21 protein-coding genes and 1 pseudogene are annotated in these 25,184 nt (G+C 45.4%); 15 read left to right on the plus strand and 7 right to left on the minus strand.

The features are described 5' to 3' along the window. Positions 1–51: 51 nt before the first annotated feature. The 4 genes from MUY27_RS09045 to gltB form a co-directional block, all read right to left on the minus strand. Positions 52–942 carry a helix-turn-helix domain-containing protein gene (locus tag MUY27_RS09045; RefSeq protein ID WP_245129685.1) on the minus strand — a complete coding sequence of 297 codons (891 nt, stop codon included), beginning with the start codon at positions 940–942 and terminating at the stop codon, positions 52–54. Between the two features lie 76 nt (positions 943–1,018). After that, on the minus strand, positions 1,019–1,840 hold the full coding sequence (locus tag MUY27_RS09050; protein ID WP_245129686.1) for an SDR family oxidoreductase: 822 nt from the start codon (positions 1,838–1,840) through the stop codon (positions 1,019–1,021). A 182-nt stretch (positions 1,841–2,022) separates the two neighbouring features. Continuing rightward, positions 2,023–3,501, minus strand: coding sequence for a glutamate synthase subunit beta (locus tag MUY27_RS09055; RefSeq protein WP_245129687.1), 1,479 nt, complete (start codon positions 3,499–3,501; stop codon positions 2,023–2,025). A gap of 5 nt (positions 3,502–3,506) precedes the next feature. Further along, entirely contained in the window at positions 3,507–8,027 is a 4,521-nt protein-coding gene (gltB, locus tag MUY27_RS09060) for a glutamate synthase large subunit (protein WP_245129688.1), read from the minus strand. 221 nt (positions 8,028–8,248) lie between these two features. On the opposite strand from gltB, the gene MUY27_RS09065 reads away from it, so the two are divergent. The 3 genes from MUY27_RS09065 to MUY27_RS09075 all read left to right on the plus strand — a co-directional run bounded on the left by MUY27_RS09065 (position 8,249) and on the right by MUY27_RS09075 (position 11,710). Continuing rightward, a complete protein-coding gene (locus tag MUY27_RS09065) occupies positions 8,249–8,743 on the plus strand; it encodes a D-glycero-alpha-D-manno-heptose-1,7-bisphosphate 7-phosphatase (RefSeq protein ID WP_245129689.1) in 495 nt (164 codons plus the stop codon). A 2-nt stretch (positions 8,744–8,745) separates the two neighbouring features. Continuing rightward, entirely contained in the window at positions 8,746–10,248 is a 1,503-nt protein-coding gene (locus MUY27_RS09070; protein ID WP_245129690.1) for a glycosyltransferase family protein, read from the plus strand. A 61-nt stretch (positions 10,249–10,309) separates the two neighbouring features. Next, a complete protein-coding gene (locus MUY27_RS09075) occupies positions 10,310–11,710 on the plus strand; it encodes a serine hydrolase domain-containing protein (RefSeq protein ID WP_245129691.1) in 1,401 nt (466 codons plus the stop codon). A 27-nt stretch (positions 11,711–11,737) separates the two neighbouring features. Here MUY27_RS09075 and MUY27_RS09080 read toward each other — a convergent pair whose 3' ends face one another. After that, positions 11,738–13,426 carry an RluA family pseudouridine synthase gene (locus MUY27_RS09080; protein WP_245129692.1) on the minus strand — a complete coding sequence of 563 codons (1,689 nt, stop codon included), beginning with the start codon at positions 13,424–13,426 and terminating at the stop codon, positions 11,738–11,740. A 397-nt stretch (positions 13,427–13,823) separates the two neighbouring features. Here MUY27_RS09080 and hisG point away from each other — a divergent pair, with 397 nt between their 5' ends. The 11 genes and pseudogenes from hisG (at position 13,824) to MUY27_RS09135 (ending at position 23,229) form a co-directional block, all read left to right on the plus strand. Further along, positions 13,824–14,675, plus strand: coding sequence for an ATP phosphoribosyltransferase (gene hisG, locus MUY27_RS09085; RefSeq protein WP_245129693.1), 852 nt, complete (start codon positions 13,824–13,826; stop codon positions 14,673–14,675). 84 nt (positions 14,676–14,759) lie between these two features. Beyond that, the gene (gene hisD, locus MUY27_RS09090; RefSeq protein WP_245129694.1) at positions 14,760–16,046 is read left to right on the plus strand and encodes a histidinol dehydrogenase; all 1,287 of its coding nucleotides are present in this window, start codon (positions 14,760–14,762) and stop codon (positions 16,044–16,046) included. A gap of 138 nt (positions 16,047–16,184) precedes the next feature. Further along, positions 16,185–17,231, plus strand: coding sequence for a histidinol-phosphate transaminase (hisC, locus tag MUY27_RS09095; RefSeq protein WP_245129695.1), 1,047 nt, complete (start codon positions 16,185–16,187; stop codon positions 17,229–17,231). Beyond that, on the plus strand, positions 17,228–18,376 hold the full coding sequence (gene hisB, locus MUY27_RS09100; protein WP_245129696.1) for a bifunctional histidinol-phosphatase/imidazoleglycerol-phosphate dehydratase HisB: 1,149 nt from the start codon (positions 17,228–17,230) through the stop codon (positions 18,374–18,376). Before hisC ends, hisB begins: the two co-directional genes overlap by 4 nt. A gap of 71 nt (positions 18,377–18,447) precedes the next feature. After that, positions 18,448–18,759: pseudogene (locus tag MUY27_RS09105) on the plus strand (endonuclease domain-containing protein); the annotation flags it as partial. 69 nt (positions 18,760–18,828) lie between these two features. Beyond that, on the plus strand, positions 18,829–19,416 hold the full coding sequence (hisH, locus tag MUY27_RS09110; RefSeq protein WP_245129776.1) for an imidazole glycerol phosphate synthase subunit HisH: 588 nt from the start codon (positions 18,829–18,831) through the stop codon (positions 19,414–19,416). Between the two features lie 4 nt (positions 19,417–19,420). Further along, positions 19,421–20,170: a 1-(5-phosphoribosyl)-5-[(5-phosphoribosylamino)methylideneamino]imidazole-4-carboxamide isomerase gene (locus MUY27_RS09115; RefSeq protein ID WP_245129697.1), complete on the plus strand. Its 750-nt coding sequence runs from the start codon at positions 19,421–19,423 to the stop codon at positions 20,168–20,170. A gap of 176 nt (positions 20,171–20,346) precedes the next feature. Next, positions 20,347–21,153 carry an imidazole glycerol phosphate synthase subunit HisF gene (gene hisF / locus MUY27_RS09120; protein WP_245129698.1) on the plus strand — a complete coding sequence of 269 codons (807 nt, stop codon included), beginning with the start codon at positions 20,347–20,349 and terminating at the stop codon, positions 21,151–21,153. Beyond that, positions 21,153–21,665, plus strand: a complete 513-nt coding sequence (locus MUY27_RS09125; RefSeq protein WP_245129699.1) for a GNAT family N-acetyltransferase — start codon at positions 21,153–21,155, stop codon at positions 21,663–21,665. The genes hisF and MUY27_RS09125 overlap by 1 nt, the downstream gene beginning before the upstream one ends. Further along, the gene (hisIE, locus tag MUY27_RS09130) at positions 21,656–22,294 is read left to right on the plus strand and encodes a bifunctional phosphoribosyl-AMP cyclohydrolase/phosphoribosyl-ATP diphosphatase HisIE (RefSeq protein WP_245129700.1); all 639 of its coding nucleotides are present in this window, start codon (positions 21,656–21,658) and stop codon (positions 22,292–22,294) included. Before MUY27_RS09125 ends, hisIE begins: the two co-directional genes overlap by 10 nt. Positions 22,295–22,326: 32 nt before the next feature. Beyond that, positions 22,327–23,229: a WD40 repeat domain-containing protein gene (locus MUY27_RS09135; RefSeq protein WP_245129701.1), complete on the plus strand. Its 903-nt coding sequence runs from the start codon at positions 22,327–22,329 to the stop codon at positions 23,227–23,229. A 188-nt stretch (positions 23,230–23,417) separates the two neighbouring features. Here the strand turns inward: MUY27_RS09135 and MUY27_RS09140 are convergent, their stop codons facing one another. Continuing rightward, complete coding sequence (locus MUY27_RS09140; RefSeq protein ID WP_245129702.1) at positions 23,418–24,206, minus strand: C40 family peptidase; 789 nt, start codon at positions 24,204–24,206, stop codon at positions 23,418–23,420. A 66-nt stretch (positions 24,207–24,272) separates the two neighbouring features. Between MUY27_RS09140 and MUY27_RS09145 the strand changes: the two genes are divergently transcribed. After that, entirely contained in the window at positions 24,273–24,731 is a 459-nt protein-coding gene (locus MUY27_RS09145; RefSeq protein WP_245129703.1) for a GNAT family N-acetyltransferase, read from the plus strand. A gap of 67 nt (positions 24,732–24,798) precedes the next feature. On the opposite strand, the gene MUY27_RS09150 is transcribed toward MUY27_RS09145, so the two are convergent. Then, a complete protein-coding gene (locus tag MUY27_RS09150; protein ID WP_245129704.1) occupies positions 24,799–25,152 on the minus strand; it encodes a 4Fe-4S dicluster domain-containing protein in 354 nt (117 codons plus the stop codon). Positions 25,153–25,184: the final 32 nt, after the last annotated feature.

A 25,184-nucleotide genomic window follows, 5' to 3' on the forward strand; every position in this document is an offset into this window, starting at 1 on the left:
CACCCTTCGACAAGCTCAGGGTGACATTTTTCAGGATGACTTGCATTACAATCAATTCACCAACTGCTTCTTAAACTCATTGGGGCTTACCCCTACTTCTCGCTTAAACAAGCGGGAGAAATACGGCAGATTTTCAAAACCCAGATTATAAGCAATTTCAGATACGCGATAATCTGAACCTGTAAGCATATTCTTCGCTTCAGAGATCAAAGCAATATGGATCAAGTCTATCGCCGTTTTGCCTGTCTCCTGCTTCAACAGATCGGACAGGTACCTACCCGAAAGATTTAATTCATCCGCAATGGCGTGAACAGAAGGCAAGCCTTTTGTTTGCAGGTATCCCCTGCTGAAATAGTCATTCAACACCTGGTTAAATTTAGAAACGGTATTACCGGTAACCGTAGCACGGTTCATAAACTGGCGTTTGTAGAAGCGCTGCGCATACTTCAGAATGGTAGCTACATGCCCAAGCATAATATCCTTGCTGTATTCGTCGGGGTTGTTATGGTATTCCTGCTCAATCTGGTGATACAATTCCCACATCGTCGACTCTTCACTTGGCGAAAGGTGTAAGGCTTCGTTCACCTCGTAGTCGAAAAAGCTATATTTCTTAACCTCGTCATGTAAGAAATGTCCGTTCAGTAAGTCTTCGTGCAAAAAGATCAAGAAACCATCTTCATCAAAATGCAGGTCTTTGAACTCGATCACCTGACGCGGCTTTACAAAAGACATCGAACCGTTTTCATGATCATATTTGGTCCGTCCGTACTTAATCACGCCCGACTTCAGCTTCTTAAAGCCGATCATATAAAAATCAGTCGTAAACTCGCGGTCGCCTATACTGCACTGCTGGTTGCAACGGTGTAAGCTCAATAGCGGGTTTTCAGGCAGGTTAAAGCCGTTCTCGCGGTGAAGTGAAATGATACTTTTATAATGCTTCATAACAGATTAAATATAATACAATACCTGCACTGGTTAAAGTGCAGGTATTGCCATCAAACACTATTTAAACAGCAAATTAAAAACCATGGGCTGCTGTGGAAACCTCGTTCCATTCGTCCCACTCTTTCATGCGTTGCGCATAAACCTGTTTTATAAATGGCAGTGCAACTTTACCCAAAGGTAAACGTAACGGAGGATTTTCACTATCCACCAATTTAATAATTGCGGCAGTTGTTGCTTCAGGCTTACCGAATGAGTCATCTGTTAAGCCAGCCTGAAATGCTGCTTTGACACCATCATAAGCAGGCAGCGGGTTTTGTACCTGGGCTGAAGAAGCGCCTGCCCAATCAGTTGAAAAACCGTTAGGTTCAACCAAGGTAACGTTGATACCGAAATCTTTTACCTCTGAAGCCAGGGTTTCGCTTAAACCCTCAACGGCGAATTTAGTAGCGTTGTAGATACCTAATACCGGTAGAGTGACTACACCTAATACGCTTGATACCTGAATAATATGACCGTGGCCTTGTGCTCTCATTACCGGCAGTACCGCCTGGGTAAGCCACAGCAGACCGAATACATTCGTTTCGATCTGGTTACGCGCTTCCTGTTCACTGGTTTCTTCTATCGCACCGAAGAGCCCGTAACCCGCATTATTGATCAGTACATCTATTTTGCCAAAATGGTCTTTTGCTTTTTTAACGGCCGCAAAATCGGCAGCTCTGTCGTTCACATCTAATTGAATAGGCAGAACATTGTTCCCGTATTTTTCTACCAAATCGTTTAGTGTTTCTGTATTTCTTGCAGTTGCAATAACCTGGTCGCCACGTTTTAAAAAGGCTTCTGCCCAAATTTTACCAAATCCGCGAGAAGCACCTGAGATGAAAATTGTCTTTGACATTGTTTTAATGATTAAATGTTGAGACAAAGTTATCGTACCCCAAACCGGTAGACTTATACAAAAGTAGGCAACACTTGCACGATTTTACTTTGGCTTACTTTTACTGTAAACGCAATGTCACAACGCGCAAAAAAGCCCCGGACAAAGACTTGCCGGGGCTACTCATATGGAGTTATAATTGGTTAAAAAGCTTGTTCGTAGAAGTTAACGGCTTCCTTGCTTTCCAGCAAAGTATGGCCCATTAAAAATTCATCTACTTTGCGGGCAGCTTCGCGGCCTTCTGATATGGCCCAAACTACCAGCGACTGTCCACGACGCATATCGCCGCAAGCAAATACTTTGCTCACATTGGTACGGAATGCACCTTCTTTAGCTTTTACGTTCTTGCGTTCGTCAAGCTCTACACCCAGTTGCTCTAACATACCAATGTGCTGCGGATGCACAAAGCCCATAGCCAGGAATACGCGCTGACAAGGCAATTCGCGTTCTGAACCTTCAACTTCTGAAAACTTAATCGGGCGACCTAAGAAGTCTGTTTCCCAAACTACATCTGTCACTTTAAGCGCACGCAAATTACCATTTTCGTCGCCTAAAAACTCTTTCGTATTGATACCCCAATGGCGCTCGCAACCCTCTTCATGCGAAGAACTTGTTTTTAAAACCATCGGATAAGTAGGCCATGGCATTGCCGTAGTACGCGACTCCGGCGGGCGCATCATCACTTCAAACTGACGGATAGATTTCGCACCCTGACGGTTGGATGTACCTACACAGTCAGACCCGGTATCGCCACCGCCAATCACTACCACATCTTTACCGGTCACCAGGATATCTTCGGCATCAAACGGCGTATTGCTTACGCGCTTGTTTTGCTGCTTCAGGAATTCCATCGCAAAATAAACCCCTTTCAATTCACGGCCGGGGATAGGCAAATTACGCGGAATAGTAGAGCCACCAGCCAATACAACAGCGTCGTATTTACGCACCAGCTCTTCAGATGAAATATCCTTACCAACTTCGGTATTGCAGATGAACTGTACCCCTTCAGCTTCCATCACCTGGATGCGACGGTCAATCACCCATTTTTCCAGTTTGAAATCAGGGATACCATAGCGCAGCAACCCTCCCGGGCGATCGTCACGTTCGTAAACGGTAACAGAATGTCCCGCCTTGCTTAATTGTGCAGCCGCAGCCAAACCCGCAGGGCCAGAGCCTACAACAGCTACCGTTTTGCCGGTTTTCACCAGCGGAGCCATCGGCTGTACCAGCTTACGCTCGTATGCAATCTCGATGATGTGTTTTTCAATCTCTTCGATCGCTACCGCAGGCTTATTGATACCCAGCACACACGCAGATTCGCAAGGTGCGGGGCAAATACGGCCGGTAAATTCGGGGAAGTTGTTGGTAGAAGATAAGATCTCGTACGCCTCTTCCCAGTTTTTACGGTAAACCGCATCATTAAACTCGGGGATGATGTTACCCAGCGGGCAACCTGAATGACAGAACGGAATGCCGCAGTTCATGCAGCGGGCAGATTGCTGGTTCAGCTTTTCAGCAGTATACAGGCCAACAAACTCGTTATAATTTTTAACCCTTTCTTCGGGCGATACTTTAGCAGGAAGCTCTCTGTTAAACTCCTGAAATCCGGTAGGCTTTCCCATATCTTTTAGCTTACAGCTTGAAATTCTTTTTCTTGTAACACTCTTTTATACTCTTTCGGGAACACTTTCACAAATTTTGATACCGCAGCGCTCCAGTTACCTAACAGTTGACGAGCTACCTCGCTATTCGTCAAGTTAACGTGCTTTTTAAGCAGGTTGATGATCTGCTCCTCGTCTGCTTTAGACAACGGATCCAGGTCAACCATCTCCGCGTTGCAGTTATCAGCAAATGTTCCGTCTACGTCGTAAACCCAGGCGATACCACCGCTCATACCTGCGGCAAAGTTGCGGCCTGTTTTACCCAGAATCAGCGCACGGCCACCGGTCATGTACTCGCAACCATGGTCGCCGGTACCTTCTACTACAGCAGTCGCACCAGAGTTACGCACGGCAAAACGCTCGCCAGCCATACCCCGTACAAACAGTTCGCCGGATGTTGCGCCATACATGGCTACGTTACCGATGATGATGTTATTCTCCGGAGTGAACTTCGCGTTGGCTGAAGGATAAATGGCCAGTTGAGCACCGGACAAACCTTTACCTACATAATCGTTCGCTTCGCCTTCCAGTTCAAAGAATACGCCCTTGGTAGTGAAAGCACCAAAGCTTTGACCTGCCGAACCTTTAAACTTCACGTTAATGGTATTATCCGGCAGACCCGCTGAACCATATTTCTTAGAAATTTCGTTCGAAAGCATGGTACCGATAGTACGGTCTGTATTTTTAACCTCGAAGTTAGCAAACACCGGCGTACGGTCTTCCAGCGCAGGTTGCGCAGCTTCGATCAGTTGCCAGTCAAGAATAGCATCTATGCCGTGATCTTGCTTTTCGCTGTTATAAAGTGTAGAACCTTTAGCATTAGTTACCGGGTGAAGAATACCGGAAAGATCTACTTTCTTAGCCTTCCAGCTTTGGATATTGTCTCTTACTCTTAAGAACTGAACCCGGCCTACCATTTCGTTTACGGTACGGAAGCCTAATTCGGCCATAATTTCGCGCATATCTTCGGCCAGGAAGCGGAACAGGTTCACAATATGCTCCGGCTTACCGCTGAACAGCTTACGCAATTCAGGATCCTGTGTAGCTACCCCTACAGGGCAGGTATTCAGGTGACATTTACGCATCATGATACAACCGCCTGCAACCAAAGCCGCAGTAGCTACACCCCATTCTTCGGCACCCATCAGGGCGGCAATCACCAGGTCGCGCCCGGTTTTCATCTGGCCGTCTGCCTGCAATACTACACGGCTGCGCAGTTTATTGCGAACCAATGTTTGATGAGCTTCGGCCAGGCCTAACTCCCACGGTAAACCTGCGTGTTTGATAGAGCTGATCGGCGATGCACCTGTACCACCGTCATAACCGGCAATCAGGATCACATCCGCGTGTGCTTTAGCCACACCAGCAGCAATGGTACCAACACCGGCTTTAGAAACCAGCTTCACGTTGATACGGGCAGCACGGTTAGCATTCTTCAGGTCGAAGATCAGCTGGGCCAAATCCTCGATGGAATAAATATCGTGGTGCGGCGGCGGCGAGATTAAACCTACGCCTGGAGTAGAGTGACGGGTTTTTGCAATCCAATCGTCCACCTTATGGCCTGGCAACTGACCACCTTCACCAGGTTTAGCGCCTTGCGCCATTTTAATCTGTAATTCGTCTGCGTTGGTCAGGTAGTTAGAAGTAACCCCGAAACGTGCAGATGCGATCTGTTTAATAGCCGAACGCATCGAATCGCCATTTGGCAGCAACTGGTAGCGCATTTCGTCTTCACCACCTTCGCCGGTATTACTTTTCGCGCCGATACGGTTCATGGCGATAGCCAATGTGCTATGCGCCTCGTGTGAAATAGAACCGAATGACATGGCACCAGTAGCAAAACGCTTCATGATGCTTTCTGCCGACTCTACCTCGTCCAGCGAAATAGCTTCGCGGTGATGGGTAAAATCTAACAAGCCACGGATGGTAAAATGCTTTTCGGTTTGCTCGTTAATTAGCTTTGCATAGTTCTTGTACACCTGGAAATCATTCATGCGGGTGGCATGCTGCAACAGGTGAACCGTTTGCGGATTAAACAAGTGTGCTTCACCACGGCGTTTCCACTGGTAGATACCACCTTCTGGCAGTAAACGGGTTTCGCCTTTAGAATGGTTGAAGCCCATGCGGTGCTTACCCAAAGCTTCACGCGCAATTTCGTCAAGGCCAAGGCCTTCGATACGAGTAACTGCGCCGGTGAAATACTTATCTACAACTGCTTTATTGATACCAAGGATTTCAAATACCTGCGACCCATGATAAGACTGCAGGGTAGAGATACCCATTTTTGAGAATATCTTCAACAAGCCATCGCAAACTGCTTTTACAAAGTTATAGGTCAGTTTTTCAACAGGTAAATCTGTTTCCATCTGGCCGCTCTGTTTCAGGCTTTCAATGGTTGATAGTGCTAAGTAAGGGTTGATGGCGCTTGCACCAAATGCTAATAAAGTAGCAAAGTGATGTACTTCCCAGGCATCGCCAATCTCTGCTACCAAACCTACCGCACCACGGCAACCTTTTTTAATCAGGTGGTGGTGAACAGCAGATACCGCTAACAATGAAGGAATTGGTGCATGCTCTGAGTCGATGGCACGGTCTGAAAGGATCAATACCTCGAAACCATCTTCCACCGCATCTTCGGCATAACGGCAAAGGCGCTCAATACCTTTTTGTAACGAACCCGGTTGCCCGTCTGCCTTAAAATAGGTTTGCAGCGTTTTAGCGTGGAACAAACCGGTATCTATACTGCGCAGCTTTTCTAATTCCTGGTTTGTCAGGATTGGGTGTTTCAGCTTCACGCAATGGCAATGCATTTTATCTTCGTCGAGCAGGTTGCCGTTGTTACCAATAAAGGTAGCCAGGCTCATCACCAAACGCTCACGGATCGGGTCGATCGGCGGGTTGGTTACCTGCGCAAAAAACTGTTTGAAATAGCTGGATAAATGCTGCGGCTTATCAGAAAGAACGGCTAAAGGCACATCAGTACCCATAGAGCCTACCGGCTCTTTACCGTCGATAGCCATCGGTTTGATGATCACATCAATATCTTCGCGGCTGTAACCGAATACCTGCTGGTAACGGAATACAGAATCAGAAGATAAAGAAGCGAACGCCAAACGCGGTTCTGCCAGCTCTTCCAGGTGAATTTGGTAGTTTTCCAGCCAGCGGCCGTATGGCTGTTGCGAAGCTATCTGTTGTTTAATTTCCTCGTCTTTAATGATCTGCCCTTTTTCGGTATCGATCAACAACATCTTACCGGGTTGCAGACGACCTTTACTGATCACACTGCTTTCGTCAATCGTTAATACACCTGCTTCAGAAGCGGCAATTACCCGACCGTCATTGGTGATCACATAACGTAATGGGCGCAGGCCGTTTCTATCCAATACGGCTCCTACGCGTTTACCATCAGTAAAGCTGATGGCTGCGGGGCCATCCCAGGGCTCCATTAAGGTAGCATGGTATTCGTAGAAAGCTTTCTTGATCGGGTCCATTTGTTCGTTGCCGTCCCAAGCTTCGGGAATCAGCATCATCATTACGTGTGGTAATGAGCGGCCGGAGTGAAGCAGGATCTCGATGATATTATCCAGACAAGCCGAGTCTGACTGGTTATTATCAATCACCGGCAACAGCATTTCCATTTCTTCTTTAGTGAAATACTGGGATGCCAACGAGTTTACGCCGGAATAGAACCAGTTGAGGTTACCTGTCAGCGTGTTGATCTCGCCATTGTGAGCGATCAGGCGGAAAGGCTGTGCCAATTTCCACGAAGGGAAAGTATTGGTAGAAAAACGTGAGTGGATCATGGCCAGGCCAGATACCACGCGTTCATCTGTCAGATCTGTAAAGTACTTGCGCAGCTGGTAAGTAGTCAGCTGGCCTTTATAGATAATGGTTTTGCAAGAGAACGAAGTAAAATAAAAATACTCTCCTGCCTGCGGTATGGTTTCATTAACCGTTTTGTTAATGTAACGGCGCAGTACATACAACTTACGTTCGAATACATCGGTATTAGTGAGATTATGCGGACGCAGTACAAATACCTGCTCTACATCCGGCTCTGCCTGGCGGGCAGTTTCACCAATCACCGTATTATCAACCGGTACCTTGCGGTAACCTAATAATTGCAAGCCAAGCTTTTCAACTGCATAGCTGATAATGTTACGGCAGGCTTTCTTCTGTACCGAATCTTTTGGGAAGAACATCATCCCGACACCATATTCGCCGGGCTGAGGTAAACTCATTTCCAGGTTAGAACACTCTTCCATCAGGAATTCGTGTGGCAACTGGATCAGGATACCTGCGCCATCACCGCTTTCCGGGTCGCATCCGCAAGCACCGCGGTGCTCCATGTTCTCTAAAATAGTAAGTGCATCACGAACAATCTGGTTAGTTTTTTGTCCGTTGATGTTAGCAATGAATCCTGTTCCGCAGGAGTCGTGTTCAAATTCAGGCCGGTAAAGGCCCTGGGGGCTATCAGTTAATTCCATTGAAAAAGAACCTTTTTTTAAATGGGTATAATAACGAAGTTACTGAATTTGTGAAAAAATCTGAATGTCTTAAATATTTTTGCAATACCCTTAAAATAGGCTACACAAGAGGTAGAGATTATTAGAAATTTTTAAAATATGATATGTATTAATAAAATTATAATAATCAAGACCCATAATTATTGCATTAAATTACCTTTGTAATCTTTTATCAATAACACATGACAGGAAAAAATAAGGCAGTTTTTTTAGATAGAGACGGCGTGCTTAACAAAGAGATGGGTGATTATGTTTGCAAAATTGAAGATTTTCATGTTTTGCCCCATAATTTTGAAGTTTTAAAAGAGCTGCAGGAAAGGGGTTACCTATTAATAGTAGCAACAAACCAGGGAGGTATTGCCAAAGGTTGGTACTCTGAAGAGCAACTTGCCGGGATGCACGCACATCTGAAAGCCTTATACAAGGAAAACGGTGTGGAGTTTACAGACATCTTCTACTGCCCGCATCACCCTAACTTTACAGGCGATTGCGATTGCCGTAAACCAAAACCAGGACTATTATTAAAGGCGATTGCGCAATACGACATTGACCCGTCAAAGTCTTATTTTATTGGCGACCGCGAACGCGACGTGGAAGCGGGGACTGCTGCCGGCGTTAAAGGTATCCTAATTGATAGCGACCAACCGATTGCCGATGTGCTGAACCTGATAGACTAACTATGAAAGCAAGCCGTTATCTGCAACATATTGACACTTTATTGTTTGCAATTGCAGCAATGGTTGCCGTATGGTTGTTTACCAAGTATAACGGCATTGGTGTTTCGCCAGATTCGGTAATGTATACCAGTACGGCACGAAACATTCATAATAGCGGGAGGTTCTACACTTTCACGGGCAGGCCTATTGTCGACTTCCCCATCTTCTACCCTACTTTTCTGGCTATCTGTTATTGGCTAAGCGGTAAAGACCCTATTATAGCAGGCGCTGCGATTGACATGTTATTATTCGCGGGAGTTACTTTTATGGCCGGTTGGATCACCCAAAGATTTGCACCCGGTAAATGGCTATATAAATGGGTGATACTTGCGGCCATTATTCTGAACCCAGCTTTTTTACAGGTATATAGTTATTTATGGTCCGAAACGTTGTTCATCTTCCAGGCCATGGTTTTTATCCTGGCATTTGGGCAATATCTAAAACAAAGAAATACCCAATGGCTAATAATTGCTGCTTTAGTAGCGGCAATCGGCTGTATTACCCGCTATGCGGCGGTAACATTGATTGGCGCGGGTGGCTTAATCTTGCTGCTGGAACCCGGAGTAAAATTTAAGGATAAGTGGAAGCCTATCCTTACGTTCGGTTTGATCGCTATTTCCCTGCTTGTTGCTAACCTTGTCCGCAATCACCTGGTTACCGGGCAACTTACCGGTCCGCGCGAAGCCTCTATCACAGGTTTTAATCAGAACATGGCCCTGTTTGGTACGGTGGTTACCAAATGGGCAGGTATCGAACTTAGTAATTCCACTACGGCAATTGTTATTGCCTGGCTCTTAACCATGGTACTGGTTATCGGAATAGCGTACCATTTTTTTGTCCGCAGGTTACATCATTATCTCATCACTGCACTCACTTTTGGTTTGGTATATGGGCTATTCATCGTCCTTTCGTCTACCTTTTCGCGTTACGAGCAAATTAACGACCGCTTGCTGGCACCTATATATATACCTTTATTATGGGGACTCACATGCTGGGTGGTGATTTGGGTTCCTCAGAAAAAAGTATACTTTAAATATGGTGTATACCCTCTAGGCTTACTGCTTGCAATTACCATCGGCATTAAACTATATAAAATAGATTACCAGCGTTACGACGACCAGTTTGATTACGGTAACCCTGGCTATACGGACGATACCTGGAAAGAATCGGCCCTGGTAGACTGGCTGCGCAAACACCCTCAATTTTTCAGCACTACCACCCCTATCTACTCCGATGCCTATGATGCCGTTTATTTCTTCAGCGGACAAACAGGCACCAAACTGGTACCTCACCAATACTTTAAGAAAGACGTAGAACGTTTCTACAACCAGCCGCATTATTACCTCATTTGGTTTAATGACCTGTATGATAAAGAACTCATCCCCCTGCAGGATATCCGGCAGCGTCACCAATTAAAAAAAATCCAGGAGTTTGAGGACGGCGGGGTTTATGAATATAGCAGATAGTTGTTAGTTGGCGAACAGATAAAAACCCTATTTTTATGGCGTAACCTCAGTACACCTTGCCATGAAAAAACTGCTACTCTTACTACTTCTACCACTTACAACATTTGCCCAAAACAATTACCAGGCTAAGCTTAACCAATTAATGGAAGCCAATGTAAACGTGAACCATTTCAATGGGAATATTTTGGTAGCAAAAGCGGGTAAAGTAATTTATCAGAAAGCTTTCGGATACCGTAATTATTCTACAAAACAACTGTTAAATAACAACACGGTGTTTGAACTGGCATCGCTCTCCAAGCAATTTACTGGGATGGGCATCCTGATCCTGAAAGAGCAGGGAAAACTAAAACTAGAAGACAGTCTTCGGCATTTCTTCCCGGAACTACCTTACGAAGGCGTTACCATCAAACATTTGCTTACCCATACTGCCGGCCTTCCTGATTATATGGATGCAATGGAGCCCAAGTGGGATCATCAAAAAATCGCCTTCAACAAGGATATGATCGCCTTTCTGGCTGCTGAGAAAATACCGGCAAAGTTTAAACCGGGCACACGGTTCGAATACTCTAACACTGGATACGCTTTACTTGCCAGCATTATAGAAAAGGTATCGGGGCAAACATTAAGTACGTTTATGCGGCAACATATTTTTAAGCCTTTACAAATGGACCGCAGCCGTATTTATAATACCCGGCGTTCAAAAAAAGACACCATCAGCAATTATGCTTATGGTTATGTATATGAAGACAGCCTGAAAAGATACGTATTGCCTGATAGCCTGAAAAAGTACGACGTGGTTTACTACCTGGATGGTATCGCTGGCGATGGCGTAGTTAATTCTACCACTGGCGACCTGTTAATATGGGACCGCGCGTTAAAAAACCACCGGTTAATCAGCGCGCCTTTACAGGCAGAAATGTTTGCAGACCAATCACTGATGGACACCGTTAATAAAGCTTACTATGGTTATGGGGTATTTACCGCGACAGACCAGTATGGAAAACTTATTAGCCATAGCGGAAGCTGGATCGGCTACAGAACTATTTTAACGCGATACGTAGATCAGGATATTACCGTTATTATCCTGTCTAATAACGAATCGAATGTAACAGCCCTAGCTTCTGCCGTCACTGCGATAATGTTCAATAAGGAGGTAATCCCGCCCTATATTCACCATGAGGTAACGCTTAAATCTGAAACGTTAAACAGCTTTGCCGGCACGTTTGAAAGGCATTTACCTGTTAAAAACGCAATGATTACCATTATTTATAAAGATGGCAAATTGTACAGAACTACTGCGGGCAGTCCCGATCTGCTGTTAAAAGCAGAATCAAACAATAAGCTTTTTTATACGGATGGAACAGACCGCCAGATGGAATTTGTAAGGGATAAAAGCGGCAAAATAATAGGCGGTTGGTTTATTGCTAACGGCATAAAAAGCAAGCTAACCGTTGCCCGGTAGTCTCAATACAAAACGCAATATCAGATTTTAAAAATCTTCAACCACCTCAAAACTGATTTTCTCATTGGTTTTCGGGTGAAGAAACTCCAGGTAAGCCGCATGAAGGTGCAGGCGATCAGCTGAAGTTCCGTAAAGGTCGTCACCCACAATAGGTGCATTCAGCCCCATTTCATGTGCCGAATGTACACGAAGCTGATGTGTCCTGCCGGTAAGCGGCCAGAAGTTTATACGGGTCAAGCCGTCCTGCTGTTGTATTACCTTCCATCGGGTAATACTTTTCTTCCCGTGTTCAAAGCAAACCAATTGCCGCGGGCGATTATAAAAGTCGCCCCGCAACGGCAGGCTGATCTCGCCCTCTGTTCCCGGTATTGCCTTAGAAAGCAATGCCGTATAACGTTTGCTAACGGTTCGTTTTAAGAATTGACGTTGAATATTCTTATGCGCTTCGGGTGTTTTAGCCACCACCAACAAACCCGAGGTGCCCATATCCAGGCGATGAATAATTAACGGTTCGATAGTTTCCCATCTAACTTTCAGCCTGCTATAAACAGAATCATGGATGTTCACGCCAGGGACAGAGAGCAGTCCGGCGGGTTTATTAACCACGGCAAAGCAATCATCCTCATAAATAATATCCAGATTGGCGCGTTCCCCTGGATTATGCAAAAACGGGTCTTCATCCACCGGCATCCCCTCCAGCATGTGGGCCAGTATGGGTTTACACTTGCCCGTACAGGCCGGGTAGAACTGTTTATGTTTTCTTATTTCAGATTTCGGCGAGGCGCCCCACCAAAATTCGGCCATGGCTAAAGGCTGGTACCCATTAGCAAAAGCATATTGCAAAAGCTTGGGAGTTGCACATTCGCCTGCTGCTGATGGAGGTTTTTCGTAAATAGTAGCGCTGAATATCTCGTGCAGGCTTTTGGTGTTTCCGTATTTGTTCAGGAATACATATTGCTCAAACAATTGCTGTTGCAAAGCAGCAGAACGCTCTCTGCGTTGCTGTTTTAATGCTTCTATTTCAGATTCAAAACCAGCCAATTCAGATTGAATACCATCTAACACCCGCTTCCATTTATTGGTAAGAATATTCAACTGATGTTTATCATGCAGGCTATGTTTAATCAGGTAAGCTTCATACTCGGCATACTCCAGTTCATTCAGTACCTTTCTTTTTTCTTCCCGTAACTTTTTCCGGTCTTCTTTATTGCTTTTTAAAAGCTTCTTGAAGTCGGTTATTTCCTGTTGCGATTGGGTGGTCAGCCGTTCGAGATCCGATTTCAACCGAATGTAGTTTTCGTCTGCGGCTATCTGGTTTACTGCCGCATTAACAGCATTGATCACCTCCTGCTCTTTCAGAAAGAAGCTATTCTCCACCAGCATATCAAAAACCGGGGGCACAAACTGCGGATGATCGTTAGAATTAGCCAGCTTGCCCGAAAAAGCCGAAAGATAGCCGACTCTCCCCTCCCGGTCCTTCACCACTAAAACCCCGAACATTTTCCCAATAGCGATCCCTTCCTGTTCTTCATCCAAACCAAAATTATGGTCTAGCCTGGCTTGCGCTTCAAGGTAATGTTGTAATTCGGCGGCAGCTATTTTAGTTAAGGCGTGGGGTTCGTAAAAAAAGGGGAATGTAAAACGTTCGGGCAGGGTAATGCCTCTGATAACATCTTCTGAGAAATAAGAAATTTTAGTTTTAATACTGTCGCCCACGAATGCTTTGCGCTTTAGTTTGCAAAACTAATACTTCTTCGCAACTCTTTTCTGTTGGCGATCACCTATCATGCGAGGTTATTTAATATATTAATGTACAGATCCATCGCTACGCTCTGGATGACAAAAACTGAAGATGGTCTTGATTTTTGACTCTTGTCTCTTGGTTCTATATCCTGTTCTTGATTCTTGTTTCTTGATTCTAAATTTTACTTTGATTTTTTAAATAACTGTCTATATTTGCATCGCTCACCAACGGTAAGCTATAATAAAAAATGAAGGTTTTCACACTACATCATCTCCATCTGCACCATCGCCCCCTGTGGCGATAATATGATGTATGTTTCTACGTGAAATATGAACCCTCCGTTTAATTATAGTTTAATAACATTCCATTTTGAAAACACTGAAAATAGCGATCCAGAAATCGGGTCGGCTCAACGAAAAATCTGTTGATCTGCTGAAGAATTGCGGACTCAACTTCGAGAATTATAAAAGTTCCCTTATCTCTCCTGTCTCTAATTTCCCTCTTGAAATACTTTTCCTTCGTGATGACGATATTCCTGAATACGTACAGGATGGCATTGCCGATCTGGGTATTGTAGGCGAAAACGTGATCCAGGAGACGGAAGTAGACGTAGCTTATTTGCAGCGTCTGGGTTTTGGCAAATGTTCCCTTAAGATTGCGGTGCAAAACACCAGCAACATTGAGGATGTGAAAGAGCTTAACGGTAAATCTATCGCCACTACCTACCCGGTTATCTTAGGCAAATTTTTAAAGGATAATGGCATCACTGCTGATATCCGTACCATTTCAGGGTCGGTGGAAATATCACCAGGCTTAGGCCTTAGCGATGCTATCTGCGATTTGGTTTCTACCGGCGGTACCTTAAAAAGCAACGGACTGAAGCCATTTGCTGATGTAATGTCGTCAGAGGCGGTACTGATCGGCCGTAAAGGTTCGGAAAATGAAGACCTGATCCAGGAATTGATCCAGCGTGTGCAATCTGTACTTCGCGCAAAAGAAACCAAGTACGTGGTACTGAACATAGAGCGCAAAAACCTGGATGAAATATTGAAGCTATTGCCTGGCGTTAAAAGCCCGACTGTAGTGCCATTAGCCGATGAGGGCTGGGTAGCTGTACATACTGTTATTCCGGAGCGTGATTTTTGGGCACGTATCACCTTGTTAAAACAAGCAGGCGCCCAGGGCATTGTGGTAATGCCGATAGAAAAGATCATATTGTAACACCCCCTTATCCCCCTTGAAGGGGGAAGGATCATAATAAATAAAACACCCTCTTTTCTGAAGAGGGATTTAGGGAGAGGTGATATGTTAAAGACCTATAATTACTCAGATTTAAGCGCCGAAGACCTACAGCAACTGGTGAAGCGCAATGTAGATCCGGCTAACGAGATCAGGGCTGTGGTGGAAGAAGTGATCAGCAATGTGATCACCTATGGGGATAAAGCATTGCTGGATTATGCTGAAAAGTTCGACAAGGTGCAGTTAGAAAAACTCTACCTGGACCAAGCCGAGATTGCCGAACTGGCAGATCATTTACTACCCGAACAAAAGGAAGCCCTACAACTTGCTTATCAAAATATCTATAAGTTCCACCAATCGCAGTTAAAAACCGAAGGGAAAGTAGAAACCATGCCGGGTGTTACCTGCTGGCGCGAACTACGCCCCATTGAAAAAGTTGGGCTTTATATCCCGGGTGGTACCGCGGTGTTACCGAGCACTTTTTTGATGCTGGGCGTACCCGCAAGGCTGGCTGGTTGCAAAGAAATCGTAGTATGCTCGCCTCCGCAGAAAAGCGGGAAGGTAAACGCCTTTATAGCTTATGTGGCGCAACTGCTCGATATTGATAAAATATACCTTGCCGGTGGTGCACAAGCTGTAGCAGCTATGGCTTATGGTACTGAAACCATCACCAAAGTCGATAAGATCTTTGGTCCGGGTAATCAGTTCGTCACTAAAGCTAAAACCATCATTCAATCCACTACCGGTACCGCTATCGATATGCCTGCCGGTCCGTCTGAAGTGCTGGTAATTGCAGATCATACAGCCAACCCGGTTTATGTTGCTGCCGATCTGCTGGCCCAAGCCGAACACGGCATTGACAGCCAGGCAGTGTTAGTGACAACCTCTGCCGACCTACTTAAGGGTGTACAGCAAGAGCTGGACAAGCAATTGGCCGTATTGCCACGAGCAGAGATCGCCGGAAAAGCTATTGAAAATTCCTATGCTGTTATTGTTGCAGATTTGAAAGAAGCAATGACGTTCAGTAATGCCTATGCACCAGAGCACCTGATTTTAGCTACACAAGACTGGTCGTTAATTACCGACGATATTATCAATGCAGGATCGGTGTTCCTGGGAAACCTGACACCTGAAAGCGCAGGAGACTATGCCTCGGGCACAAATCATACCTTGCCTACTAGCGCCTTTGCAAGGGCTTATTCGGGTGTTTCGGTTGATTCTTTCGTGAAGAAGATCACCTTCCAGCATTTGACGCAGCAGGGTATTCAAAATATCGGCCCGGCAGTAGAAATACTCGCCGAACTGGAAGGCCTACATGCGCATAAGAATGCCGTAACGGTGAGGCTGGCATAAAGAGAGAGGCAAGAATCAAGAGACAAGACGTTTAACTTATTAACTAACGTCATTGCGATACGCCGCAGGCGGAGAAGCAATCCCCACTAAAAAGATTGCTTCGTCGTTCCTCCTCGCAATGACGTACAACAAAAAACCATGTTCGATTTACAAAACATACTTCGACCAAACATAAAAAACCTGGTGCCTTACTCATCCGCCCGTGACGAGTTTAAAGGTGAAGCCAGTGTATACCTGGATGCCAACGAAAATGCATTTGGATCTCCATTAGAGCAGCAATATAACCGCTACCCCGATCCGTTGCAATACCAGGTAAAGAAACGCCTAAGCGAGATTAAAGGTGTGCCGCCACGTAACATCTTTTTGGGTAACGGCAGCGATGAAGCAATTGATATTTTATTCCGCAGTTTTTGTAACCCCGGGGTTGATAACGTGATCCTGGTGCCGCCAACCTACGGCATGTACGAAGTTTCGGCAAATATTAATGATATACAAACCCGTAAGGTTACTCTTACCCCCGAGTATCAGCTGAACCTGGAAGGTATTGCCGAAGCGATAGATAAAAACACCAAACTGATCTTCATCTGTTCGCCCAATAATCCTACCGGTAATTCTATCAACCGCGAGGATATCGAAACCTTACTGGCTAACTTTAACGGACTTGTGGTAGTAGATGAGGCTTACATTAACTTCAGCCGTCAGAAAAGCTTTATCCAGGAATTAACAGAATATGCAAACCTGGTAGTGTTGCAAACGTTATCTAAAGCGTGGGGCCTTGCGGGCCTGCGCGTAGGTATGGCGTTCGCCAGCGAAGAGATCATCGAGGTGATGAACAAGGTGAAACCACCGTACAACATCAACGAGGCTTCACAACAATTAGCGCTTCAAGCTTTACAAAATATAGACCTGGTAAACGTTTGGATAAAAGAGCTTTTAGCCGAACGGGATAAACTGGTACTTCAGCTAAAGCATTTACCATTCGTTTTAGATATTTACCCTTCCGATGCCAACTTTATTTTGGTAAAAACCACTGATGCAAAAGGTATTTATAACTTCCTGGTTGAGCATGGAATCATCGTGCGCGACCGTTCAAAAGTAGATCTTTGCGAAGGTTCTCTGCGCATTACCATCGGCACACCAGAAGAAAATCAGAAATTATTAGAAACTTTACAGCTTTATAAATGAGCGTGTTAAAAAGAATACTATTTATCGATCGCGACGGAACGCTGATTACTGAACCGGCCGACCAGCAGATTGATTCGTTCCACAAACTGGAGTTTTACCCGAAGGCTTTACAGTATCTGCCCAAAATTGCAGCAGAGTTAGACTTTGAACTGGTGATGGTCAGCAACCAGGACGGTTTGGGTACAGTTAGTCACCCCGAAGAGAACTTTTGGCCAGTGCACGAGCTGATCATTAAAACCTTTGCCAATGAAGGGGTTATCTTCTCTGCCCAGCATATCGATAAAACGTTTCCGGCAGATAATGCCCCTACGCGTAAGCCTGGCATAGGCATGCTAACCGCCTATTTCGACCGGTCTAAGTATGATTTGGCCAATTCTTATGTAATCGGTGACCGTAAAAATGATGTGTTACTGGCTAAAAATCTGGGTTGTAAGTCAATCTGGTTAAATAATCAGTCTAACTTAGGTGGAAGCGAATTTACATCAGAAGAAAACGAATCGGTAAAAGGATCCATCGCCTTGGAAACCACTGACTGGCAGCGCATTTACGAGTTCTTGAAACTGGGTGAGCGCGAAGTGGAGCACCGCCGTACCACTAAAGAGACCGATATCTACATCAAAATTAACCTGGACGGCAAAGGCGACGCTAAGATCAGTACCGGTGTGCATTTCTTCGACCATATGCTGGATCAGATTGCCCGTCACGGCAGTATCGACCTGACCGTTGATGCTAAAGGAGACCTCCACATCGACGAGCACCATACCATTGAGGATACCGGCATTGCCCTGGGCGAAGTTTTTGCAACAGCTTTAGGCGATAAACGGGGCATTGAGCGTTACGGTTTCTGCCTGCCGATGGACGATTGCCTGGCGCAGGTATCCATAGATTTTGGTGGCCGCAACTGGCTGATGTGGGATGCCGAATTTAAACGCGAAAAGATAGGCGAAATGCCGACAGAGATGTTCTACCATTTCTTTAAATCTTTTTCAGACGCGGCAAAATGCAACCTGAACATTAAAGCGGAAGGCCAGAACGAACATCACAAAATAGAAGCTATCTTTAAAGCTTTTGCCAAAGCCATTAAAATGGCTGTAAGAAGAGACGCTAACAATATGGTTTTACCAAGCACTAAGGGAGTGCTATAAGCCCCCCTACCCCCCTGAAGGGGGAGTTTAAATTAAATATGAGCAAAAAATTATCCCTGGCGGCTAACGGCATGGTTTTCGACAACGCAAAACACCTGCGTTATAATCCAACTGCTGCTGAGAGGCTACTTTGGGGATATCTAAGCAATAATCAATTAGGCTGTAAATTTCGCAGGCAGCACCCGCTTGGTGCATATATTGCCGATTTTTATTCTTATCAACACAAGTTAGTTATAGAGGTAGACGGCAGCATACACAACCTACAAGAAGTTAGGCAGAACGACATTGAAAAAGAAGCTTACTTTCAAAGCGAGGGAATAAAAACAGTTCGTTTTACAAACAAAGAGGTTTTGGTGGAAACAGAAATCGTGATAGATAAAATTAAACAAGAAATAGTTTCGTTACCAACTGTTTCAAGCGAAAAGCTCCCCCTTCAGGGGGCTGGGGGGGGCATTGGAATTGTGCGCTACGGCGCAGGTAATATTTTCTCGCTTACTTCGGCATTGGACCGTCTGGGGCTTGCTTACGGCATGATCCATAAAGAAGCAGACTTTGAACAGTTCGACCGTTATATCATACCCGGCGTAGGTCATGCGGGTGCTGCTATGGCAAAGCTACAGGAAACCGGACTGGTGCCTAAGATCAAAGCGTTGAAGAAACCAACGCTCGGGGTTTGCGTCGGCATGCAGTTGCTTACCTCCTACTCTGAAGAAGGTAATGCCGATCTGCTGGACATCATCCCGGTAAAGACGCTGAGATTCCCGGAAACGGAAGGTTTTAAAGTACCGCACACGGGGTGGAACAAGGTTTTCTCGCAAAAAGACAATCCTTTATTTGAAAATATCCCTCACGGTTCGCATTTTTACTTTGTACATTCGTATTTCATTGAGTTTAACGAGGCATATACTTTAGCCTCAACAGATTATATTAACACTTTTTCGGCATCAATTTGGCATGACAACTTCTTTGGAGTACAGTTCCATCCTGAAAAATCAGGCGAATACGGGGAAGTCCTACTTAAAAACTTTACAAAAATCTAAAGGCATGTATATTATTCCTGCAATCGACATTTTAAACCGCAAGGTGGTACGTCTTCGCGAAGGCGACTATGAGCAGGTAACGCAGTATGACGTTACACTGGAAGAAATGATCGAGCGCTACCAATCTAACGGTACAAACTTTATTCACGTGATAGACCTTAACGGTGCAAAGAACGACTTCAGCAACCAGGAGTACCTGTTCAGCGTGATTAAAAAAACAGATATGAAGGTACAGTACGGCGGTGGCGTACGCAGCATTGATAAAGTTAAGGAACTGATTGATGCAGGCGTTCACCGTGTTATTGTAGGCACCCAGGCCATCACCAATCCTTCGTTTCTGGAGGACCTGAGCAAGGAACTTTGCGGTAAGGAAAAATGCTCTGATTCTATCGTAGTAGCTATTGACGTGCTGGACGAGGTAATCAAATATTCAGGCTGGATGGAAAGCTCACCCATCAAACTGATGGACTACGTGGATAAGTGTTTGCAACTGGGCTTCTTCCGCTTTCTTTGTACAGATATCGGTAAAGACGGTAAGCTGGGCGGCGCAGGTATCGAGCTTTATAAGAAATTGCTGGAACACTCGCCATTTATTAAGCTGATTGCATCGGGCGGCGTAAGCTCTATGAAGGATATTGAGCAATTGAGCAAGATCAAGGTAGAATCATGCGTGGTTGGTAAAGCAATCTATGAAGGCAGAATTACAATTGAAGAAGTAAAGAACTGGAACCTGCAGGCACTGGTATCTATTTAACTTTAGAAGCAAGACTCAAGAAGCAAGAACCAAGACATTAAATGCGTCATTGCGAGGAACGAAGCAATCTAAAAATCAAATTATTTAATAGTTCGCCCCACGAAGTGAGACATTCTTCTGAATAAAATGAAGAAGATTCCTCGCGATGCTCGGAATGACAAGCTGGTATAATTCATATGCCTTTTGAAAATTTACAACAAACCATAAATTCCCCCTTCAGGGGGCAAGGGAACCTCGCCAAACGCATTGTTCCCTGCCTCGACGTGAAAGATGGCCGCACGGTAAAAGGTGTAAACTTTGTAGACCTGCGCGATGCGGGCGACCCCGTGGAACTGGCCTGGAACTATTCGCAGCAGGGTGCAGATGAGCTGGTTTTCCTGGATATTACAGCAACGCACGAGCGGCGCAAAACCATGGTAGAGCTGGTGAAAGCTGTTGCCCGGCAGATTAATATCCCCTTCACCATTGGTGGTGGGATCAATGAAATCAGCGATGCTGATGCCTTGCTGAATGCCGGAGCAGATAAAATCTCTATCAATTCCGCAGCCGTAAGAAATCCACAGTTGATAGACGACCTGGCAAAGGCATTCGGCGTGCAGTTTGTAATCGTGGCGGTTGATACCCGGCATATAGCTAATCAGAACATCGTACACCTGAATGGCGGCCGTATCGCCACGGACAAGGAAACTTTAAGCTGGATCTTAGAAGCTGAAAGTCGCGGGGCGGGCGAAATACTGCTTACTTCGATGGATCATGATGGTACTAAGGCCGGTTTCGATAATTCCTTGCTGAAGGTGGTGAATGATGCCGTCAACATTCCGGTGATCGCTTCTGGCGGTGCAGGTAATATGCAGCACTTTGTTGATGTATTTGAGCAAACCAATGTAGATGCGGCCCTAGCGGCGTCTGTATTTCATTACGGTGAAATCTTGATCCCGGATTTGAAATCAGAACTAAGAAAGCACCTTATCAATGTAAGATAATGCACCCTCAACTGGAAACCGAACGACTGATCCTGCGCGAAATGCGCGAGGAAGACGCAGCTGGAATGCTGGAACTAAACAGCGATCCTGAAGTAGTACAATATACCGGCGACGGTCCGTTCGAGGATATTGATGAAGCATTAGCACTTATTCGCGGGTACGACCAGTATCGCAAATATCAAATGGGTCGTCTGAATATGTTCCTGAAAACTACCGGTGAATATATCGGTTGGTGCGGGCTAAAATATCATGCAGAAGACGGACTTGTAGATTTAGGTTATCGGCTGCATAAACGCTACTGGGGTAAAGGTTATGCTACGGAAGCTTCAATTGTATGCCTCAACTACGGTTTCAACACCTTACATTTGGAAAAAATTATAGCTACCGCCATGGTTCCAAATACAGCTTCTATCAACGTGATGAAGAAGCTGGGAATGCAGTTCAGCCATCAGCAAGATTGCGATGATAAACCGGGGGTAGTTTATGTGATTACAAAAGATCAATGGAAATAGATTTTGATAAAACCGGCGGATTGGTACCCGTTGTTATTCAGGATAACCAGACCTTGGAAGTACTGATGCTGGGCTATATGAACCACGAGGCCTACGAAAAGACGGTAAAAGAAAACGTTGTTACCTTCTTCTCCCGCTCTAAAAACCGCCTTTGGACCAAAGGCGAAACCAGCGGCAACTTCCTGCACGTAAAAAGCATTCATATTGATTGCGATCAGGATACCATCCTGATTAAGGTTCATCCAAAAGGTGCTACCTGCCATACCGGCTCGCGCAGCTGCTTTAACACCACTTACAATCAGAATTTCATCCTCGAACTGGAGAATATTATCCGAGACCGTTACGAGAACCCGGTTGAAGGCTCTTATGTAAATAAACTTCGCAACAAAGGTTTGAACAAAATAGCACAGAAAGTTGGCGAAGAAGGTGTAGAAACCGTGATTGCAGCACTGGCGGAAACCGAGACAGACTTGATTAACGAATCCTCCGACCTGGTGTTCCACCTGCTGGTACTTTTGCGAGAGAAAGGCTTATCGTTGGAAACGATAGCTAAGAATTTAGAGGGAAGGCATACCCCCCAGCCCCCTGAAGGGGGAGCTAGCCAAGCTATTAATTCCAATAAAAACTAACTTAACATTCCCCCTTCAGGGGGTTAGGGGGCATGAACGCTACACTATCTTTTGAACTTACCGGACACCAAAACCCTATCTTTTGTGCAGAACTGTCGCAGAAGCCGGGAATATTATTTACTGCCGGTAATGACAGGGGTGTTGTAGAATGGAGCATTCCTGAAAAAGCCTTTATCAAGGTAATGTTCCCCGTAAATGCTTCGGTATACGCATTACATTGCCCCGAAGGCTTTCCATATCTTATTGCGGGTACCCGTAGTGGCGAAGTCATCGTATTTGACTTTATTGAACAAAAGGTTACGCATAGGCTGCAGCATCATATCAAGCCCATATTTGATATAAAAACCATCAAAAGTAAAAGCGAATTGTTAGTGGCGTCGGAAGATGGAAGCGTTTCCGTATGGGATTTAAAAACACTCTCGCTCCTGCACCACTTTGTGGTATCGGTAGATACGATCCGCTCTATTGCAATCTCTCCGGACGAGCAACAAATTGCTTTTGGCTGCCGCGACCATAGCGTAAGAGTTTACAAGGCGGAAGATTTTAGTCATACCGGTACATTGACAGGCCATACCATGGCGGTATTTACAACAGCATTTTCTCCGGATGGCAGTTTATTGATTTCCGGCGCGCGCGATGCCCAGGTAAAAGTTTGGGATAGCATCAGCCATCAGCTAATCAAAAACATCCCTGCGCATTTATTTGCTGTAAACCACATCTGCTTCCACCCTACCCGCCCATACTTTGCTACGGCAAGCATGGATAAAAGCATTAAGATCTGGGGTGTAGATGATTTTAGACTTTATAAGATTATCAGCCGCGAAAAGGGCTACCCCAGCCATCTGCTGTCTGTTAATAAACTGACCTGGAACGACAACCAACTAATTTCCGTCAGCGATGATAAAAGGGTGTTAGGCTGGGATAGAGAGTTTTAGGGCAAAGAAGCAGTAGGCGAGATCTTAACTTCAAAAGCCGACCGAATCAAGACGGCTTAGGCATTAAGTTTTAACAGAGTGTTGAGCTGACAACAAGAGTAGAGCACGTGCGATTCCATCCCTCGGGAAGGAGAAGGAAGGGGTAAATAACGAACCCCTCCCTACCCCTCCCAGTGGGAGGGAGCATTTTAAAGCCCCTCTCTTTTCGGAGAGGGGTTTGGGGAGAGGCTGTACCGCTTTATAATCCTCAACTTATGCGTATACCGCTTAAACTCTTCCGAGTAAATACCATGGTCGTCTAACTTTTCAATCTTCACTTTTCCGGATGCATGGATAATCTGCTCCTTGTTCAGCATCATACCCACGTGTACAATCCGGCCTTCGTCGTTATCAAAAAAAGCAAGATCGCCTTCCTTCACCTCGGGCAGGAAGTCTACCAGCTCGCCCTGCTCCGCCTGCAGGTACGCGTCGCGCTTCAGCAATATCCCTTTCTGCCTGAAAATAGCCTGCACAAAACCCGAACAGTCGATACCGAAATGCGTCCGGCCGCCCCAAAGGTAAGGCGTGTTCAAAAACGAGCGTGCCATGCTTACCAGGCTTTGTTTATGTTCTATAATTCCATGAAGCCTGTACTGCTCCCCTGCTATTTCAAAGGTATCTCCGGCATGCTTAGGTAATGAACAACCAAAAGGCAGGTAAAGTGTACTGTTATCTTTTTGCTTTTGAATTACGGTCACGGCGCTGTTGGTCAACTCCGTATCTGCTTCGATATTTATGGCAGAGGGTAAGTTCTTTACCTGGTTCCAGCTGATCCAGCCCTCGTAGCCATCTAAGGTAGTAATGATGCGCGTCCACTTCTCGGTGCGTTCCAGTATCTCGTACGTTTCGCCGAATAACAGTTGCGATACCATTTCACTCTGTTCCCTTGGTTCGGCCCGCATAGGGATGATAGCCAGATGACAAATTCCGTATTCCATAATTCTTACTCAAATGTATCAGATTATTCCAACGAACGTTATACTTGCAACATAACTTTTTACACGATGAACACCATTGAAATAATACCATATAATGCCACTTTAGCTCCGTATTTTAAAAGCATCAACCTGGAGTGGATCAGCGAATATTTCAAAGTTGAGCCGCACGATATTGAGCAGTTGGAGCACCCTGAAGAAATTATAGCAAACGGCGGCGACATTCTGTTTGCAAAATACAATGATGAAATTGTCGGCACCTGCGCACTCATTAAAACCGGTGAGCACGAATATGAACTGGCTAAAATGGGCATCCTTACGCCATTCCGCGGAAAAAAGATCGGCACTAAACTAATGGAGGCCGTTCTAAAGAGAGCAAAAGAAATGGGGGCGAATAGATTGTGGCTGGGATCGAGCACTAAATTACCGGCAGCGCTAGACTTATATGTAAAATATGGCTTCAGGCATGTGGCACTGAAACCTTCGCCCTATGCGCGGGCTGATGTCCGGATGGAAATAGAACTATAAAAGAGCATAAAACAAAAAAAGGGAACGTTATCCGTTCCCTTCCATTTCTTCAGTCTGAAAAATAGCTTTATTCGCCCATGTGAAGCCACTCTTTTTTAGCAAGCAGCTCTTCTTTGCTTTCGCGGATATCTTCGTCATCAACGCAACAGTCTACCGGGCAAACAGCAGCACACTGTGGCTCGTCATGGAAACCCACGCACTCGGTACACTTATCCGGAACAATGTAGTAAATATCATCAGACAGGGCAGCCTGTGACTCTTCAGCGCTTACGGTATTACCGTCGCCAAAGTCAATCACACCGCGTAAGCCCGTGCCATCAGAAAAACGCCATGCAGCACCTGCGTCATAAATAGCGTTATTTGGGCACTCCGGCTCGCAAGCGCCGCAGTTTATACATTCATCGGTGATTTTGATCGCCATATTATTAAAATCTTATAATCTGAGTTACCTTT

Source organism: Mucilaginibacter straminoryzae (genome assembly GCF_022953055.1).
Taxonomy (GTDB): Bacteria; Bacteroidota; Bacteroidia; order Sphingobacteriales; family Sphingobacteriaceae; genus Mucilaginibacter; species Mucilaginibacter straminoryzae.

Bases quoted from the DNA above. Each gene is read 5' to 3' on its own strand.
- hisD (WP_245129694.1), top strand. From the start codon at position 14,760: ATGTTAAAGACCTATAATTACTCAGATTTAAGCGCCGAAGACCTACAG.
- MUY27_RS09070 (WP_245129690.1), top strand. From the start codon at position 8,746: ATGAAAGCAAGCCGTTATCTGCAACATATTGACACTTTATTGTTTGCA.
- hisC (WP_245129695.1), top strand. From the start codon at position 16,185: ATGTTCGATTTACAAAACATACTTCGACCAAACATAAAAAACCTGGTG.
- hisF (WP_245129698.1), top strand. From the start codon at position 20,347: ATGCCTTTTGAAAATTTACAACAAACCATAAATTCCCCCTTCAGGGGG.
- MUY27_RS09055 (WP_245129687.1), bottom strand. From the start codon at position 3,501: ATGGGAAAGCCTACCGGATTTCAGGAGTTTAACAGAGAGCTTCCTGCT.
- MUY27_RS09050 (WP_245129686.1), bottom strand. From the start codon at position 1,840: ATGTCAAAGACAATTTTCATCTCAGGTGCTTCTCGCGGATTTGGTAAA.
- hisIE (WP_245129700.1), top strand. From the start codon at position 21,656: ATGGAAATAGATTTTGATAAAACCGGCGGATTGGTACCCGTTGTTATT.
- MUY27_RS09140 (WP_245129702.1), bottom strand. From the start codon at position 24,206: ATGGAATACGGAATTTGTCATCTGGCTATCATCCCTATGCGGGCCGAA.
- MUY27_RS09135 (WP_245129701.1), top strand. From the start codon at position 22,327: ATGAACGCTACACTATCTTTTGAACTTACCGGACACCAAAACCCTATC.
- MUY27_RS09045 (WP_245129685.1), bottom strand. From the start codon at position 942: ATGAAGCATTATAAAAGTATCATTTCACTTCACCGCGAGAACGGCTTT.
- MUY27_RS09145 (WP_245129703.1), top strand. From the start codon at position 24,273: ATGAACACCATTGAAATAATACCATATAATGCCACTTTAGCTCCGTAT.
- MUY27_RS09115 (WP_245129697.1), top strand. From the start codon at position 19,421: ATGTATATTATTCCTGCAATCGACATTTTAAACCGCAAGGTGGTACGT.
- MUY27_RS09150 (WP_245129704.1), bottom strand. From the start codon at position 25,152: ATGGCGATCAAAATCACCGATGAATGTATAAACTGCGGCGCTTGCGAG.
- MUY27_RS09125 (WP_245129699.1), top strand. From the start codon at position 21,153: ATGCACCCTCAACTGGAAACCGAACGACTGATCCTGCGCGAAATGCGC.
- MUY27_RS09075 (WP_245129691.1), top strand. From the start codon at position 10,310: ATGAAAAAACTGCTACTCTTACTACTTCTACCACTTACAACATTTGCC.
- hisB (WP_245129696.1), top strand. From the start codon at position 17,228: ATGAGCGTGTTAAAAAGAATACTATTTATCGATCGCGACGGAACGCTG.
- MUY27_RS09065 (WP_245129689.1), top strand. From the start codon at position 8,249: ATGACAGGAAAAAATAAGGCAGTTTTTTTAGATAGAGACGGCGTGCTT.
- gltB (WP_245129688.1), bottom strand. From the start codon at position 8,027: ATGGAATTAACTGATAGCCCCCAGGGCCTTTACCGGCCTGAATTTGAA.